This window comes from Massilia mucilaginosa (assembly GCF_011682145.1).
Taxonomy (GTDB): domain Bacteria; phylum Pseudomonadota; class Gammaproteobacteria; order Burkholderiales; family Burkholderiaceae_D; genus Telluria_A; species Telluria_A mucilaginosa.
This window is the reverse complement of record NZ_WHJH01000002.1, coordinates 152,737-167,872: the sequence shown is the minus strand read 5'-3', so window position 1 is coordinate 167,872 and position 15,136 is coordinate 152,737. Positions and strand designations below refer to the sequence as shown.

General features: G+C 64.2%; 13 protein-coding genes. 5 read left to right on the top strand and 8 right to left on the bottom strand.

Annotation, left to right across the window (positions count from 1 at the left end; translation table 11 throughout):
• Positions 1-18 precede the first annotated feature (18 nt).
• Complete coding sequence (locus F2P45_RS03235; protein ID WP_166870480.1) at positions 19-1,338, bottom strand: GH1 family beta-glucosidase; 1,320 nt, start codon at positions 1,336-1,338, stop codon at positions 19-21.
• Positions 1,339-1,442: 104 nt separating this feature from the next.
• Positions 1,443-3,863 (bottom strand): TonB-dependent receptor, encoded by a 2,421-nt coding sequence (locus F2P45_RS03230; RefSeq protein WP_166870478.1) that lies wholly within the window; start codon positions 3,861-3,863, stop codon positions 1,443-1,445.
• A gap of 183 nt (positions 3,864-4,046) precedes the next feature.
• Between F2P45_RS03230 and F2P45_RS03225 the strand changes: the two genes are divergently transcribed.
• Positions 4,047-5,588, top strand: coding sequence for a tryptophan halogenase family protein (locus F2P45_RS03225; RefSeq protein ID WP_166870476.1), 1,542 nt, complete (start codon positions 4,047-4,049; stop codon positions 5,586-5,588).
• A gap of 22 nt (positions 5,589-5,610) precedes the next feature.
• Positions 5,611-6,624 carry a LacI family DNA-binding transcriptional regulator gene (locus F2P45_RS03220; RefSeq protein ID WP_166870474.1) on the top strand — a complete coding sequence of 338 codons (1,014 nt, stop codon included), beginning with the start codon at positions 5,611-5,613 and terminating at the stop codon, positions 6,622-6,624.
• On the opposite strand, the gene F2P45_RS03215 is transcribed toward F2P45_RS03220, so the two are convergent.
• From F2P45_RS03215 to F2P45_RS03205, 3 genes are read right to left on the bottom strand one after another with little or no spacing between them, the layout of a single operon-like run.
• Positions 6,621-7,142 carry an HD domain-containing protein gene (locus F2P45_RS03215; protein ID WP_223164668.1) on the bottom strand — a complete coding sequence of 174 codons (522 nt, stop codon included), beginning with the start codon at positions 7,140-7,142 and terminating at the stop codon, positions 6,621-6,623. The two genes, F2P45_RS03220 and F2P45_RS03215, sit on opposite strands and share 4 nt — an antisense overlap.
• Positions 7,132-7,650: a hypothetical protein gene (locus tag F2P45_RS03210; RefSeq protein WP_166870471.1), complete on the bottom strand. Its 519-nt coding sequence runs from the start codon at positions 7,648-7,650 to the stop codon at positions 7,132-7,134. Before F2P45_RS03210 ends, F2P45_RS03215 begins: the two co-directional genes overlap by 11 nt.
• 2 nt (positions 7,651-7,652) lie before the next feature.
• Complete coding sequence (locus F2P45_RS03205) at positions 7,653-8,066, bottom strand: hypothetical protein (RefSeq protein ID WP_166870469.1); 414 nt, start codon at positions 8,064-8,066, stop codon at positions 7,653-7,655.
• A 130-nt stretch (positions 8,067-8,196) separates the two neighbouring features.
• On the opposite strand from F2P45_RS03205, the gene F2P45_RS03200 reads away from it, so the two are divergent.
• Entirely contained in the window at positions 8,197-10,104 is a 1,908-nt protein-coding gene (locus F2P45_RS03200) for a tetratricopeptide repeat protein (RefSeq protein ID WP_166870467.1), read from the top strand.
• An 8-nt stretch (positions 10,105-10,112) separates the two neighbouring features.
• Here F2P45_RS03200 and F2P45_RS03195 read toward each other — a convergent pair whose 3' ends face one another.
• The 3 genes from F2P45_RS03195 to F2P45_RS03185 all read right to left on the bottom strand — a co-directional run bounded on the left by F2P45_RS03195 (position 10,113) and on the right by F2P45_RS03185 (position 13,092).
• Entirely contained in the window at positions 10,113-11,159 is a 1,047-nt protein-coding gene (locus tag F2P45_RS03195; protein ID WP_223164667.1) for a nucleotidyltransferase family protein, read from the bottom strand.
• A 14-nt stretch (positions 11,160-11,173) separates the two neighbouring features.
• Positions 11,174-11,647, bottom strand: a complete 474-nt coding sequence (locus tag F2P45_RS03190; RefSeq protein WP_166870463.1) for an adenylyltransferase/cytidyltransferase family protein — start codon at positions 11,645-11,647, stop codon at positions 11,174-11,176.
• A 272-nt stretch (positions 11,648-11,919) separates the two neighbouring features.
• The gene (locus F2P45_RS03185) at positions 11,920-13,092 is read right to left on the bottom strand and encodes a PilT/PilU family type 4a pilus ATPase (RefSeq protein ID WP_166870461.1); all 1,173 of its coding nucleotides are present in this window, start codon (positions 13,090-13,092) and stop codon (positions 11,920-11,922) included.
• Between the two features lie 153 nt (positions 13,093-13,245).
• Between F2P45_RS03185 and F2P45_RS03180 the strand changes: the two genes are divergently transcribed.
• Both F2P45_RS03180 and ubiA read left to right on the top strand, forming a co-directional pair.
• Entirely contained in the window at positions 13,246-14,184 is a 939-nt protein-coding gene (locus tag F2P45_RS03180) for a hydrogen peroxide-inducible genes activator (protein ID WP_166870459.1), read from the top strand.
• A 75-nt stretch (positions 14,185-14,259) separates the two neighbouring features.
• Positions 14,260-15,114 (top strand): 4-hydroxybenzoate octaprenyltransferase, encoded by an 855-nt coding sequence (gene ubiA, locus F2P45_RS03175; protein WP_166870457.1) that lies wholly within the window; start codon positions 14,260-14,262, stop codon positions 15,112-15,114.
• The last annotated feature ends 22 nt before the right edge of the window (positions 15,115-15,136 follow it).

The window sequence follows — 15,136 nt, the reverse complement described above, 5'->3', positions numbered from 1 at the left end:
CAATGGAAGAACGGTCGATCAGCGCTGGCGCTGGGTCACGAAGTCGCGGTACCAGATGGCACTGTCCTTGAGCGTGCGCTCCTGGGTCGCGTAATCGACATGCACGATGCCGAAGCGCTTGGCGTAGCCGGAGTTCCATTCGAAGTTGTCGAGCAAACTCCAGAGGAAGTAGCCGCGCACGTCGACGCCCTGCTCCATGGCCGCCTTGAGCGCGTCCAGGTGCATCTGCACATAGGCGATGCGCTCCGGGTCGGCGACTTTGCTGTCGCTGACGGCGTCCGGATTGGCCATGCCGTTTTCGGTGATGTAAATCGGCGGCAGCATGTATTCGGCATTGAGCTTGACCAGTAGTTCGGTCAGGCCCTGCGGATAGATCTCCCAGCCCATGTCGGTGAAACCGAGTTTGCCGGGCGCCGTGCGCGGCGGCGTTTCGGCGCTGCAGAAGGAGCGGAAGTAGTAGTTCACGCCGAGGAAGTCGATCGGCTGGGCGATGGCGGCCATGTCGCCCTCGTGCACCACGGGCGCGTTCTCGCCGTGCGCGCGCAGCGCCAGCTCCGGGTAGCGGCCCATGAAGATCGGGTCCATGAACCACTGTACCGAACGCGCGTATTCCAGTTCGGCCATGGCACGATCGGCCTCGGAATCGGTGGCCGGATCGGCCGTCCACTGGTTCAGCACAATGCCCAGCCGCGCCGAGGTGGCGGCGGTGCGCATCGCGCTCATGGCCAGGCCGTGCGACAGCAGCAGATGGTGCGAGACTTGAATGGCTTGTCTGGCGTCGGCCACGCCGGGCGCGAACTGCGCATTGCCGTATCCCAGATTGGCGGTGCACCACGGCTCGTTGTGGGTGGCGATGGCCTCGATCCGGTTGCCGAAGCGGCGCGCGACTTCCTGCGCGTAGTCGGCGAAGCGGCAGGCGGTGTCGCGATTCATCCAGCCGCCGTCGTCCTGCAATCCTTGCGGCAGGTCCCAGTGGTACAGGGTCAGGTGCGCCTTGAGGTCTTTGGCGGCCAGTTCGTCGAGCAGGCGGTCGTAGAAACCGAAGCCGGCTTCGTTCCAGGCGCCCTTGCCGGCCGGCTGCACGCGCGCCCAGGCCATCGAGAAGCGGTAGGCGTCCACGTTCAGCGACGAGATCAGGCTCACGTCGTCGCGATAACGGTTGTAATGGTCGCAGGCGACGGTGCCGTCGCTCTGGTCCTTGATGTTGTTCGGATTCAGGCAGAAGGTATCCCAGATCGATGGCCCCTTGCCGTCAGCGTTGGCGCCGCCCTCGATCTGGAAAGCGCTGGTCGCGACTCCCCACGTAAAGTCGGCGGGAAATTGATTGGATTGGTTCATGGTAGAGCTCGATATCGGTGGGGCGATGACGGGACGCGCGGCGCCCGTCCGGGCACGCCGCGCCGTGTTCCGCTTCCCGTGGGAAGCGGACGGATTGACGCGACTTAGAAGTCGACGCCGGTGTTAAAGCCGATGGTACGCGGCGGCAGGTACTGCGCCACCCAGATGGAATTGAAGCCGTTCGCCGCGCTGGTCTTGACGTTTTTGTCGGCCACGTTACGCACGAAGGCATCGACCCACCACTTGTTGCTGGTGTAGCGCAGGCCCAGGTCGGTGCGGGTGTAGGCTTTCTGGCGGTCGCCCTCGCCCAGGTTGAACACGCTCAGCCAGGACGCGGTTTCGTAGTGGGTCGAGATGCGCGGCACGACCGTGGCGCCGCCGGCCAGTTCGAAGGTGTGCTGGTATTGCAGCTGCATCGAGAACTTCGGCGCGTGCGGCATGGTGTTGCCGCTCACGTCGAGGCAGTTGCCGATGCCGGGGATGCTGCAAACCGGCAGAGTGTAGTCGTTACTGCCGCCAATCAGCGTGCCGAGCTTGGCGCGGGTGTAGGCCAGCGTCAGTTGCAGCTTGTCGTCGCGGGTGAGCTTGGCGGCGATTTCCGACTCCACGCCGAACACGGTGGCGCCGTCGGCGTTGTTGGTGGCCAGCCCGCGGGTGCCGTCGGGATTGCTGACCGGCGCGCTGAACTGGAAGTCCTTGAAGTCCGAGTAGTAGATCGCGTTGTTCACCTTGATCATGCCGCCCATCAGGGTGCTCTTGCTGCCGATTTCGTAGTTGGTCAGGGTTTCGGCGCCGTACGGACGGCCGCCATCCTGCAGGCCGCCCGACTTGTAGCCGGTCGAGACGCTGGCGTAGACCATGTTGCTGCGGTCAAGTTCATAGTTCACGCGTACCAGGCCGGTGGTCTTGCTGCCGTGGTAGACGCCGTCGTTCGATGGGTTGTTCGGCACAAAGCCCTGGCCCGGAAGGCGTGGATCGATCGACGGGCTGACCGGCACTTGCGGCACGTCGGCCTTGCCGTCCCAGGTGTAGCCGTTGCCGCCCTGGTTGGTGCGCTTGTCCTTGGTGTAGCGCAGGCCGCCGGTCAGGTGCAGCTTGTCGCTGATGTTCCAGGTGGCCTGGCCGAAGGCGGCGCTCGACGCGACCGTCTGTTTCGGCTGGATGAAGGAACCCTGCCAGTTGACCGTGCCCTCCTGGGTGCCGTTGAAGATCGGGATGTCGAAGCGCATGTCGTTCTTTTCGGCCGCGTAGTACAGGCCGAGCTGCCAGTCGATCTCTTTCTTGCCGAGCGACTGGAGTTCCAGTTCATGGCTGTGGTTCTTGTAGTGCGAGGCCACGGTGTTGTTGGCCTGGTATTTCGCGCCGGTGGCGAAGCTGGTCGGAATCTCCACGCCGCCATCCTGGTCGAAGGTCGACGAACCGGAGAAGCGCGCCACGCCGGCGATGTAGTGCAGCGCCAGCGATGGGTTGATGGTGTATTCGAGGCGCGAGCGGATCGCGTCGGAATCGCGCTTGACGGTCGGCGCCACGTCGGACAGGGTCGACCACAGGTCGGTGCCGGCGCGCGGGCTTTGCAGCAAATTCATGCTCGGGGTGCCGCGGTCGGCGTATTTTTCGTACGAGACGTTCCACTTCACGTCCGGCGTGATGTTCCACAGCAGGGACAGGCGTACCGCGGTCTGGTCCTGGGCGCCGTATTGCGGGCCGTTGGCGATGAACAGGTTCGGGTTGATCGGACGGAAGTCGCTATCCTTGCCGCCGCCGGCCTTGAAGGCCGCGCGCTGGTCCGCCACCGAAATCCTCGGCAGCTTCTGGTAGTCGACATAGCCTTCGTGCTGTTCGTGCACGGCGGCGATGCGCAGGGCGGCGGTTTCGCCGAGCGGAATGTTAAAGGCGCCGCGCGTGCCGAGGCGCTTGTAGTCGCCCATGCCCGCTTCGATGTTGCCCGAACGCTCGCCGAGCACCGGTTTGGTGGTCTGCATGTTGACCGCGCCGACGGTGGAGTTGCGGCCCCACAGCGTGCCTTGCGGGCCGCGCAGCACTTCGATCGCTTCCAGGTCGAACAGCAGCGAGGTGGCGCCTTCCGGACGCGGCGAGTAGATGCCGTCGATGAAGCTGGCCACTTCGGGATCGGCGTATTCGGTCTTGGCGCTGTCGTTGCCGATACCGCGCAGGGTCATGGTGATGACGCCGTGGTCGCCCTGGCCGGTGGCCTGGAAGCCCGGCACCAGGTTGACCACGTCCTGGATCGTTTGCACGTGGTTGTCCTGCAGTGCGGCGGCGTTGATGGCGGTGATCGCGATCGGGGTTTTTTGCAGCGGGGTCGAACGCTTGGTCGCGGTGACGACGACTTCGGGAATCACGTTCGAGTCGGCGCTGCCGATGCTTTTGCTGACCGCGGGCGCTGCCGGAGCTTGCGCCACATCCTGGGCGTGGGCCGCGCTGATGCCTGCGAGCAATGTCAGGATGGCGAGTTGAATTGGGGCGCGAGCGCGGCGAAACGCCTGGGTGGCGGTAGATTTCATGCAGTCTCCATTCGGAATTGTCCGATTTTTGTTGTTCAAAACTTGGCTGGGCGAGAAAACGTTTTCAGATTGCGTGAAAACGATTTCATGGTACATTTCTGTGCATTCCAAAGTCAAACGAAATATTATGGTGCGAGCCGATTTGTCATATTCGCCACACATCGCCACAAAAAGGGGCAATTCATGAAAGCGTTTCATAACGTATTGATCGTCGGCGGCGGCACCGCCGGCTGGCTTACCGCCTGCTATCTGGCGCGCTCCCTGGGCGCGGCCGATGCCGGCGCGGCCGGCATCGGCATCACCCTGGTCGAGTCGCCCGAGATCGGCATCATCGGCGTCGGCGAAGGCACCTTTCCCTCGATCCGCGCGACCCTGGCGGCGATCGGCATCGACGAAGCGCGCTTCGTGCGCGAATGCCAGGCCACCTTCAAGCAGGGCGTGCGCTTCAACAACTGGGTGCGCCCGGCCGGCGCGCCCGGCGCCGACCACTACTTCCATCCCTTCAGCCAGCCGAGCCAGCGCCAGGGCGGACCGGAACTGCTGCCGCACTGGCTGCAGGGCGGCGCCGGCATTCCGTTCGCCGAAGCGGCGACCATGCAAAAGCGCGTGGCCGACGCCGCGCACGGACCGAAGCGCCTGGCCGACGCCGACTACACCGGGCCGATGAACTACGCCTACCACTTCGACGCCGGGCGCTTCGCCGCCCTTCTGGCCGAACATGGCCGCTCGCTCGGCGTGCGCCATGTGCAGGCCAATGTGGAACGGGTCGAACTCGATGCCGACGGCGCGATCGCCTGCGTGCACACGCGCGAACACGGCGCGCTGGGCGCGGATTTGTACGTGGACTGCACCGGTTTCCGGGCCGCGCTGATCGGCGAAGCACTCGGCTCCCCGTTCCGCAAGATGGACGACGTGCTGTTCGTCGACCGCGCGCTGGCGATGCAGGTGCCCTACCCCGCGCCGGATACCTTGATCCCGTCGTACACCATCTCCACCGCGCACGAAGCGGGATGGACCTGGGACATCGGCCTGCAGCAGCGGCGCGGCATCGGCTACGTGTATTCGAGCCGCCACACCACCGACGAACGCGCCGAGCGGGTGCTGCGCCAGTACATCGGCGCGGCGGCCGATGGGCTTACCCCGCGCCAGCTGAAACTCAACATCGGCTACCGCGACGTGCAGTGGGTGAAAAACTGCGTCGCGGTCGGCCTGTCGGGCGGCTTCCTGGAGCCGCTCGAATCGTCCGGCATCGGCCTGATCGAAACGGCGGCCTACCTGATCGGCCACCTGTTCCCCTTCAACGGCGACACTGCGCCGGTGGCGGCCCAGTACAACCGCCTGATGCGCGAGCGCTACGAGCGCGTGGTCGACTTCATCAAGCTGCACTACTGCCTTTCCCAGCGCACCGATTCGGCCTTCTGGACCGACAACACCGACCCGCGCTCGATTCCCGCATCGCTGCGCGACAAGCTGGCCATGTGGCGCTGCCGCGCGCCGCACCGGCTCGACTTCGTGGCCGATGTGGAGATGTATCCGACTTCGAGCTGGCAGTATGTGCTGTACGGGATGGAGTTCGCCACCAGCCTGCATCCGAGCGCCTGCCATCCGGCCCGGCGCGAGGAAGCGGCCGCCGAATTTGCCATGATCGCCAAACTGGCCGGCCACGCGCTGGCCGACCTGCCGCCGCACCGCGTGCTGGTCGAACACTTGTGCCAACGACGATGAATCAAACGACGAGAATCACGCGATGAGGACCAACGACACCGGCCCCGTAACCTTGCACCAGGTGGCGCATGCCGCCGGCGTGTCCCCGGCCACCGCGTCGCGCTTCATGAACGGCACCGCCAAGGTGTCGGACGCCAAGCGGCGCAGCATCGAAGACGCCATCGAACGCCTGAACTACAAGCCGAACCTGGTGGCGCAGGGCCTGAAGATGGGCAGTACGCGCACCATCGGCGTGCTGACGCAGTCGCTGGTCTCCGGCTACTTCAACGACGCCATGGTCGGCATCGAAGATGCGGTCAAGGCGTCCGGCTACGCGCTCCTGATCATGAGCGGGCACTGGCACGCGGCCGAGGAAGCGGAGCGGGTCGAACTGCTGATCGGGCGGCGCGTGGACGGGGTGGTGATCCTGACCGGGAACATGAGCGACACCCAGATCCTCGATTTCTCGCAGCGCGTGCCGATCGTGGCGTTCGGGCGCAAGCTCGAAGGCGAGCGGGTTTTCGGCTTTTTCCTCGACAATTACGGCGCCGCCTGCGAGGCGATGGAGCTGCTGATCGAACAGGGGCACCGGCGCATCGCCTTCATTCGCGGCTCGGACGACCAGGAAGATGCGCACGCGCGCCTGGCCGGCTACCGCGACACGCTGGCCAAGCACCGCATCGAACCCGATCCGGGCCTGATCGTGGCGGGCGACTTCCAGGAGTCGGGCGGGCTGCAGGCGGTCAACCAGTTACTCAGCTCGGGGGTGCGCTTTTCGGCCATCTTCGCGGCCAACGACCTCTCCGCCTACGGCGCGCGCCTGGCGCTGTACCGGCGCAGCATCCGGGTGCCGGAAGACGTGTCGATCATCGGCTTCGACGACCTGCATAGTTCGATGTACACCACGCCGCCCCTGACCACGGTGCGCCAGCCGCTGTACGACGTCGGTTCGTGCATCGGAACCATGATGCTGGGGATGATCGCGCATGACGAGGTGAAGGTACCGCTGCCGGCACTGAGCCTGGTGGTGCGCGAGTCGGTGCGGCGCCTGACTTAAGCGCTGCTGCGCCGCAGGCGTTCGCTGCCGCCGGCGGCGATGTCTTCGAACGCGGCATCGAGCGTGGTGAACACGTCCCAGCGCGATTGCCCGCGTTGTGCGGCGATCAGGTCGATGACGCGAAGCTCAAGTTCTTCTTCGCGCTTGCCCTTCCAGAGTTTGTCGGCCAGCGCGACCGACAATTCCTCGAACGCGTTGCCCGGCTCCCGCCATGCCGCGTGCGATACGCAGCAGCGCGCCACCGCCGGGGGCACGCCGTTGGCCAGCATCAGGGCCTGGCCTGCCGGTTCGTGGCGCGAACCGGGGCCGTCGAGTTCTTCGGGGAAGGTGATTTTGCCGGCGTCGTGCACCGCCGCGCCAAGCTCGATCAGGCGCGCGTCGAAGCGCAATTCCAGGCTGTTGTAGGTAGCGATCAGCGCGTCGGCGGCTTCGCCCACCAGTTGCAGGTGACGCAGCAGGCGCGCGCTGGCGCCAAGCGCGTGCAGCAAGGCGTAGGCGTCGGCACGGTTATCCAGCATGTTGTTCAGCATCGCGCACGCGGCAACTCAGGGACGCATATTTTCCTTTCGGAAGCGTGTTCCTGATGCCGAACGAACGCAATGCTTTGCCGGGATCGACATTTTCTTCCAGCGTGCAGCGATTCTGCGCCGCGAACTTTTTCAGCGCCCCGATGCTGCCCGCCACGCCGACCGTGACGCCAATCCCCTTGCTGACGCAGCAGCCGGCATAACGCGTCATGTATTCCTCTTCAATCAGCACCAGCGGGTGTCCCAACAAGGTCGCCGGCTTATTGAGAAGGTAGTAATCGGTGTAATCGGCGCGCCCGTTCGGGCGGGGATTGACGTAGCCGGCTTTCATATAGGCCTGGATGGCTTTTCCGGAGCTGCCGATGCGTTTTTCCGATGCCTGGTCAAATTTCATGGCTTTCATCAAATTCGCTTCGAGATCGGGATTACCGGCAGCGGCCACGCCGCCGCACAGCGCGACAGCGAAAAGGCCGAGTAAAGCTGTATGGTGCATGGTCATGATCAGTCAGAAAAAAGTCTGCGCGGCGTCGTATCGAGCGGCGCTGGTTCCGGTGCGGTATCGCTTGCCGGTGCAATCGGAAAAACAAAGGTATACGCGATCACCGCCGCTAGCGGCGCGATCCAGACCGCCAGCCAGGACCAGCCGAGCTCGCCTGGCAAAATGATCAGTGCGAGTATCAGTGCCAGCAGATTATATATCGCCAGCATGGTCACTTTTTCGTGCATGGGCCGGCCCGAGCAGAACAGGTAGAAACCGAGGCCGAACAAGCATACAAGGAAAGGAATGCCCACCCCAATCAACCTGGCCGCGTCCTCGACCGCTTTCCCATCCATGATGACGGCCACTGCTGGCGAGGACATGCACAACCCTGCCGCGAGGGTGATGCCATACAAAAAAGTGCGCTGCGCTTTCATCGTTTTCCAATTCGTTGTTCGCATCGGTCATGCCGTCGATGACCGATTATGCACGCATCAGGGGCGGTATTGCCCGCGTGCGACAATATCATCCGCGATTTGCATATTCAATCACTATCGGGATAGCTACATGAATTGGCTTAAGAAACTCACCGGCCAGATAACAGGCAAAAAAGAAGAAGCGAACAACGCCCGGATAGATTCTGCGACACCTACCGATGCCGCCGCGCCGATCGATGCGGCCCCGCCGGGCGACGCCGGCCAGGAGCTCACCCTGCGCGAAGGCTCGCCCGAATTCCACCTGTTTGTCGCCAGCGCGACGCTCGATAGCGGCACCGGCCTGGCCCACGGCGCAGCGCACCTGGCATCTCTGCTGGCGGTCGATCCGGGCCGTGCCGACTGGCAGGCGCTGGCCGCGCGCTATCTGGACGCAGCGGACGGCGATGTCGATGCGCTGCTGCCGATCGGCGACGAGCGCTTTGCCAATAGCGAGGCCTTGCGTGCCTGGTTCTGGCAGCGCCAGGGCAAGACGGCCGAAGCGGTCGGCCTGCTGCTGGAGGTCGCGCGCGCCGCGCGGCATGCGATCTATCTGCACGCATGGGCGCTCGACTGGCTGGAGCAAGACGGCGCGCTGGCCCGTGTCGACGAAGCGACCATGATGCAGTTGCTGGCGACGGTGCTCAACAGCGTCGAAGAAGCGCACGAATCCTCGGCCGGCACTGTGCGCGCCATGGGACGCTGGGCCAGTGTGGCAGAACGCGCCAGCGCCGGCTATGCGCCATCGCCGATCCTGTTCCTGGTGCGCGCCGGCCTGCAACGCAAAGCCGGCAATTTCGACGCCGCGCTGGCGATCACGGGGCCGATCGAGAAGGCCGCTTCAGCCGAGCAGGCCAACGCCATTGGCCTGCTGCTGCGCTGCATGCGGCGCTTCGACGAATCCGAACAGGCCTTCATCCATGCCAACAGCTTCGATCCCGATGACATCACGCCCAAGCTGGAAGCGGGCGACACCTGCTTCGAGGCGGGTAACTGGCACAAGGCGCTGGGCTGGTACGAAGCGGTGCTGGCGGTGGCCGACGAGCAGGCGTGGGCGTTGGCCTCGTCCTGGTATTGCCGCTACAAACTCGATGGCGACGACGCCTGGATGGAGCGCTTGTGGGAAGCGATGCGCGGCGGCGACAACCGGGCGCACCAGCTGGTGTTCCGTGAGCGCGGACGGCTGGCGCAATCGTCGGACGCCACTGCCAACCTGCTGCGCCAGATGCGCGAAGGCTGGCTGAAAAACGGCGGCGGTGGTGGCGGCACCGTCAACATCGGCGTCAGTTCGCTGGAAGCGCCCAGTAACCAGCTGGCGTTCGCACTTGAATTCGCGGCGCACAATCCGACCGCGCGGCTTGAGATGGACAGCGGGGCCATCCCCGCCGTCGACCTGCGCCTGGCGCTGGCGCCGGTCGATTATCCGCTGTGGGCTTACCAGGGCAGCGTGCCGCATCCGGCCTTGCCGGCGCCCGATGAAGCGGTGCGGGACGCCATCGCGGCACTGGCGCTGGCGCCCTACCATCCGAACGAGAACTGGGCCCGGGCCAGCCACGTGGCGGCGCGCTTCGGCACGCGCCATGTGCGCGACATCCTGGCGGTGATGGTGTACCCGCCGCCGCTGCCGCAGGGCGTGGGCGCGCTCGAATGGCTGCCGCGCGTGCAGCTGGCGGCGGCGCAGGTGCTCGGCCAGGTCGACAGCGGCTGGGAAGAATCGGAGCGGCGCCGCGCGCTGGTGTCGGTCCTGTTCGGGCCGATGGACTGGACCACCTGCGCGGCGATCCGCGTGCTGGCGTCGATCGCCGCCGCGGAGCCGGCGTGCGCCACCGACATCATGCGTTTGTTCGCGCAGATGGAACGGCATATTCCCGAGGTGGGCCATTGGGACTGGGTGGTTCTGCTGTACCAGCAGTGGCTGGAGATTCCCTCCCTGTTCGATGCGGAGCGCGAGGAACTGCGCCGCAAGCTGGCGGCGCATGAAGACGATGCGGCGGAGGAGTAGGTAACTAACTAGCGCCAGCTTTGCCGATACGCGCCGATGTGCGCGGCGATGTCGTCCGCACCGAGGGTCAGCACCCACTGCTCGAACGACAGCGCCGCATCGTGCGGCGCGCCGAGGAAGCCGGCGCGGCACGCGGCCATGAACTCGCCCAGTTCGCGGCCCTGGTAGCCGGTGTGCGCGGCGACAATGGCGCCGTTCCAGACCACCTTTGCGCGCTTGTGGGTGTCGTGCTCCTCGATCGCCGCCAGGTACTGCGGACGCGCTTCAGGGAAGATGCCGCTGAAAATGCGCTGTTCCCAGTCGGCCCGTTCGGCATCGCGCTCGGGCGACTTGCGCCCGCCGTCCCAGGCCGACCAGCTGTAGCGGTCCAGTTCCGGCTTGTCTGCGATCCATGCCAGGAACGCGGTGTACGAGGGCCGCTTGGCGTCGCGCACGCGGCTGGCGGCGTTGCGGTTGTCGAGCAGGTAGATCTGGCGGTGAAAATACGGGGTCGAGGCGGCAAATTCAAACACGTCCTCGAGGCTGTCGAAGCCTTGCAGGTATCGCGCATGGTCGTAGCCGAGCAGGGCGAAGGTCCTGGCGACATCGCGCGTGATGAGGATCTCGGCGAACACCTGGTCGTTGTCGCGCAGGAGTTTCCACAACCCGTCATGGCCGTATTTCAGGCCCATCTTGTGGGCGATGCGGCCCATCAGGTTGCCCAGGTCGTTGAAGGCGTAGTACGACGCGGCGAAGGCCATTTCGTCGGCCGGGGTGGTGATCAGGTCGATCTGCATGGAGCGGAAGTCGAACGAGACCACATCGCCGTTGACGATCAGGTCCTGCGGCGCGAAGGCGGCCTTGACCTGCTCGATCCAGTCGAGCGGCAGGTGGGTCGATTCGATCAGGATGTCGCTGTCGCCGAAGCTTTCCTTCTGCCCGTAGGCGAGGATCGGCTGGCAGCCGATGGCCGGGAACAGCGCGCGCAGCTTGTCGATCGCGGCGGCGGTGATGGCCTGGTAATCGGCGGCCGACTGGCGGGCGACGCCGACGTGTTTCATGGCGTTTCCACCCATGGCAGACTCCTTGGTTACGTGCGGATTTTCGAGAGCAGCTTGGTGGTCGAGCGGTCGTGTTCGAAATCGATGGCGACCGCCTGGCCGCCGTAGGCCAGCACGGCCTGGCCTTCGGGAATGGCGTGCATGTCGTAGTCGCCGCCCTTGGCGTAGATGTCGGGGCGCGCTTCGAGGACGACGTCGAGGGCGGTGTCTTCGTCGAAGTCGACCACCAGGCTGACCGATTCGAGCGCGGCCAGGACGGCCATGCGGTCGGCGCCGTTGTTGAGGGGACGGTCGTCGCCCTTGCCGAGGCGCTTGACCGAGGCGTCGGTGTTGGCGGCCACCACCAGCGAGGCCCCCAGCGCGCGCGCCTGGGCCAGGTAGGTCACGTGGCCGCGGTGCAGGATGTCGAACACGCCGTTGGTCAACACCACCGGTTTGGGCAGGGCGGCCACGCGGGCGGCGAGGTCAAGGCGGGTGCAGATTTTGTTTTCGAAGTCGGGCATGGGATTGGGCTACATCGTCATTGAATCAAAAGCCCCGTCGTTCCCGCGCAGGCGGGAACGACGGGGTGAGGGAAGTGGGCAAAGGACGCTACTAAGTAAGTGCACATAAATTCTTGTCATTTCCAGCTTCCATAAGCGGCGCCTTGCTGCGTTGCCCACCGCTAGCAGTGCTCGCACTGCGTCGCGGCGTGCGCCTTGCCAGGCATCCGCTTCTGTTCGCTATAAATGACAATAATTTCTGTACACTTACTTAGAACGCCATCGGCGCAGGATTACTCTTCCTCTTCCTCATCCATCGCCATCGACAAATCGTTCGACTTCGATCCCACGGCGCCACCCGGCTCCTTGCGCTCGCCGCGCAGTTTGATCTGCAAACGCAGGCCGTTGGCCGAGTCGGCGTTGCGGATCGCTTCATCGTAGCCAATCTGCCCGCGGTTGTACAACTCGTACAGCGCCTGGTCGAAAGTGCACATGCCCAGCTCGCGCGACTTGTGCATGATCTCCTTGATCGACTGGAAATTCCCCTTCAGGATCATCTCGCTGATGGTCGCCGTATTGAGCAAAATCTCGATCGCCGCCTTGCGCCCCTTGCCGTCCTCGGTGCGCACCAGCCGCTGCGAGACAATCGCGCGCAGGTTCGACGACAAGTCCATCAGCAACTGGTTGCGCCGCTCTTCCGGGAAGAAGTTGATGATCCGGTCCATGGTCTGGTTGGAGTTGTTCGCGTGCAGGGTGCCCAGGCACAGGTGGCCCGTTTCGGCGAACGCGATCGCGTGCTCCATGGTCTCGGTATCGCGGATCTCGCCGATCAGGATCACGTCCGGCGCCTGGCGCAGCGTGTTTTTCAGCGCCGCGTGCCACGAGTGCGTGTCCACCCCCACTTCGCGGTGGGTGATCAGGCAGCTCTTGTTCTTGTGGACGTACTCGACCGGGTCTTCCACCGTGATGATGTGTCCCGCCGAGTTGGCGTTGCGGTAATCGATCATCGCCGCCAGCGTGGTCGACTTGCCCGACCCCGTGCCGCCCACCACCAGCACCAGGCCGCGCTTGGTCATCACGACCTCTTTCAGCACTTCCGGCAGGTCGAGCTTTTCGAAATTCGGGATTTCGGACGCGATCGTCCGCACCACCATCGCCACGCATTGCTGCTGTACATACACATTCACGCGGAAACGACACACATTCGGCAACGAAATTGCGAAATTACATTCCATTTCCTTCTCGAACTCATTGCGCTGCTTGTCGTTCATCAACGACAGCGCCAGCGCGCGGGTGACTTCGCCGGTCAGCTTTTGCTGGCTCATCGGCTTCATCGACCCCTGGTACTTCATACTCGGAGGAAAATCGGCCGAGATGAACAAGTCGGAGCCGCCCTGATGATGCATTACGGTCAGCAATTTATGGATGTAGGCCTGCGCTTCAATCGGGCCAAAAGTGGTGGACATGCTCGCCTTTCAAGTGGTCGGCGGGTCGAAAATCCGCCTGCGGCCCAATTATATCGACTGCATTCCGGTAGAATATAATTTCTTTGCTGAGCTATAAGCAACATCGTGTCACGACAGTCGCGCCGCGCCTGTCCTCTTCCAGCCCTCACCTTTATGACCCTGACTGAACTGAAATATATCGTTGCCGTCGCGCGTGCGAGACATTTCGGACACGCCGCCGAAGCGTGTTACGTCGCCCAACCCACCTTGTCGGTCGCCATCAAGAAGCTCGAAGACGAGTTGGGCGTGGTGCTGTTCGAACGCGGCGGGGCCGAAATTTCGGTCACGCCACTCGGGGCGCAGATCATCGCCCAGGCCGAACGCGTGCTCGAACAGACCGCCGCCATCAAGGAACTGGCCAAGCAGAACAAGGACCCGCTGGCCGGGCCGCTGCGCCTGGGCGTGATCTACACCATCGGCCCCTACCTGCTGCCGCCGCTGGTGAAGAACATCATCGAGCGGGTGCCGCAGATGCCCCTGATCTTGCAGGAAAACTTTACCGTGCGCCTGCTGGAACTGCTGCGCCAGGGAGAACTGGACGCGGCCATCATGGCGCTGCCGTTGCCGGAACACGGCATGTCGATGCAAACCCTGTACGACGAACCGTTCGTGGTGGCCGTGCCGCAAAACCATCCGTGGGCCAAGCGCAAATTTGTGTCGTCCCAGGATTTGAAATCCGAAACGATGTTGTTATTAGGCAACGGTCACTGTTTCCGCGACCAGGTGCTGGAAGTGTGTCCGGAAATGGCGCGCTTCTCGTCGCCGGGCAACGGCATGCAGCGCACGTTCGAGGGCTCGTCGCTGGAAACGATCCGCCACATGGTGGCCAGCGGCATCGGCCTGACCGTGCTGCCGCGCGCGTCCGTGCCCGACATGCAATCGCGCAGCAATATGCTGGCCTTCATCCCCTTCGAAGAGCCGGTGCCCTCGCGCCGCGTGGTGATCGTGTGGCGCAAGAGTTTTACCCGCCGCGCCGCCATCGAGGCGGTGTGCGAAGCCATCGCCGCCTGCGACTTGCCGGGCGTGGAGATGTATACGCAAGAGGCAGCCTGAAACATTGCCAATGCCCCCACCCAAACACAGTAAAATCCCAGCCTCGCCCACGACCGTCGCGCCCGCGACCCGACCATGAACAAGCTGTCGCTGTACTTCCGCCTGATCCGCCTGGACAAGCCGATCGGCATCGTGCTGCTGCTCTGGCCCACGCTGATCGCCCTCTGGATCGCCTCGCGCGGCATGCCGGACCTTGCCATCCTCCTGATCTTCACCCTCGGCACCATCCTGATGCGCTCGGCCGGCTGCGCCATCAACGATTACGCCGATCGCGATATCGACAAGCACGTCAAGCGCACCGCCGAACGTCCCCTTACCAGCGGACGCATCAAAAGCTGGGAAGCGCTGGCCGTGGCCGCCGTGCTGTCCATCGTCTCCTTCCTGCTGATCCTGCCGCTCAACACGCTCACCAAGCAGCTCTCGGTGGCGGCGCTGATCGTCGCCGGCAGCTACCCCTACTTCAAGCGCTTCTTCGCCATTCCCCAGGCTTACCTGGGGATCGCCTTCGGCTTCGGCATCCCGATGGGTTTTGCCGCCGTGCAGAACCAGGTGCCGGCCGTGGCCTGGTGGCTGCTGGTGGCGAACATATTCTGGGCCGTGGCCTACGACACCGAATACGCCATGGTCGACCGCGACGACGACCTCAAGATCGGCATCCGCACCGCGGCCATCACCTTCGGCCGCTTCGACGTGGCCGCCGTCATGCTGTGCTACGGCGCCGCGCTGGCCATCATCCTGGTGTGCGGCTGGCTCGAAGGCTTGCGCGCCTGGTTCGTCGGCGGCATCGTCGTGGCCGCCGCAATGGCGCTTTATCACTACACTTTGATCCGTGGACGCGAGCGGATGGCTTGTTTTGCTGCTTTTCGCCACAACAATTGGTTGGGTGCGGCCCTTTTTGCCGGTGTGGCGTTAGACTACGCGTTCAGCTGATGTTGTTCCGATAACACGGAAA

What these genes read in the sequence shown, in the direction of transcription:
- F2P45_RS03235 (WP_166870480.1), bottom strand. Translation starts at nt 1,338, where the DNA reads ATGAACCAATCCAATCAATTTCCCGCCGACTTTACGTGGGGAGTCGCG.
- F2P45_RS03230 (WP_166870478.1), bottom strand. Translation starts at nt 3,863, where the DNA reads ATGAAATCTACCGCCACCCAGGCGTTTCGCCGCGCTCGCGCCCCAATT.
- F2P45_RS03225 (WP_166870476.1), top strand. Translation starts at nt 4,047, where the DNA reads ATGAAAGCGTTTCATAACGTATTGATCGTCGGCGGCGGCACCGCCGGC.
- F2P45_RS03220 (WP_166870474.1), top strand. Translation starts at nt 5,611, where the DNA reads ATGAGGACCAACGACACCGGCCCCGTAACCTTGCACCAGGTGGCGCAT.
- F2P45_RS03215 (WP_223164668.1), bottom strand. Translation starts at nt 7,142, where the DNA reads ATGCTGGATAACCGTGCCGACGCCTACGCCTTGCTGCACGCGCTTGGC.
- F2P45_RS03210 (WP_166870471.1), bottom strand. Translation starts at nt 7,650, where the DNA reads ATGACCATGCACCATACAGCTTTACTCGGCCTTTTCGCTGTCGCGCTG.
- F2P45_RS03205 (WP_166870469.1), bottom strand. Translation starts at nt 8,066, where the DNA reads ATGAAAGCGCAGCGCACTTTTTTGTATGGCATCACCCTCGCGGCAGGG.
- F2P45_RS03200 (WP_166870467.1), top strand. Translation starts at nt 8,197, where the DNA reads ATGAATTGGCTTAAGAAACTCACCGGCCAGATAACAGGCAAAAAAGAA.
- F2P45_RS03195 (WP_223164667.1), bottom strand. Translation starts at nt 11,159, where the DNA reads ATGGGTGGAAACGCCATGAAACACGTCGGCGTCGCCCGCCAGTCGGCC.
- F2P45_RS03190 (WP_166870463.1), bottom strand. Translation starts at nt 11,647, where the DNA reads ATGCCCGACTTCGAAAACAAAATCTGCACCCGCCTTGACCTCGCCGCC.
- F2P45_RS03185 (WP_166870461.1), bottom strand. Translation starts at nt 13,092, where the DNA reads ATGTCCACCACTTTTGGCCCGATTGAAGCGCAGGCCTACATCCATAAA.
- F2P45_RS03180 (WP_166870459.1), top strand. Translation starts at nt 13,246, where the DNA reads ATGACCCTGACTGAACTGAAATATATCGTTGCCGTCGCGCGTGCGAGA.
- ubiA (WP_166870457.1), top strand. Translation starts at nt 14,260, where the DNA reads ATGAACAAGCTGTCGCTGTACTTCCGCCTGATCCGCCTGGACAAGCCG.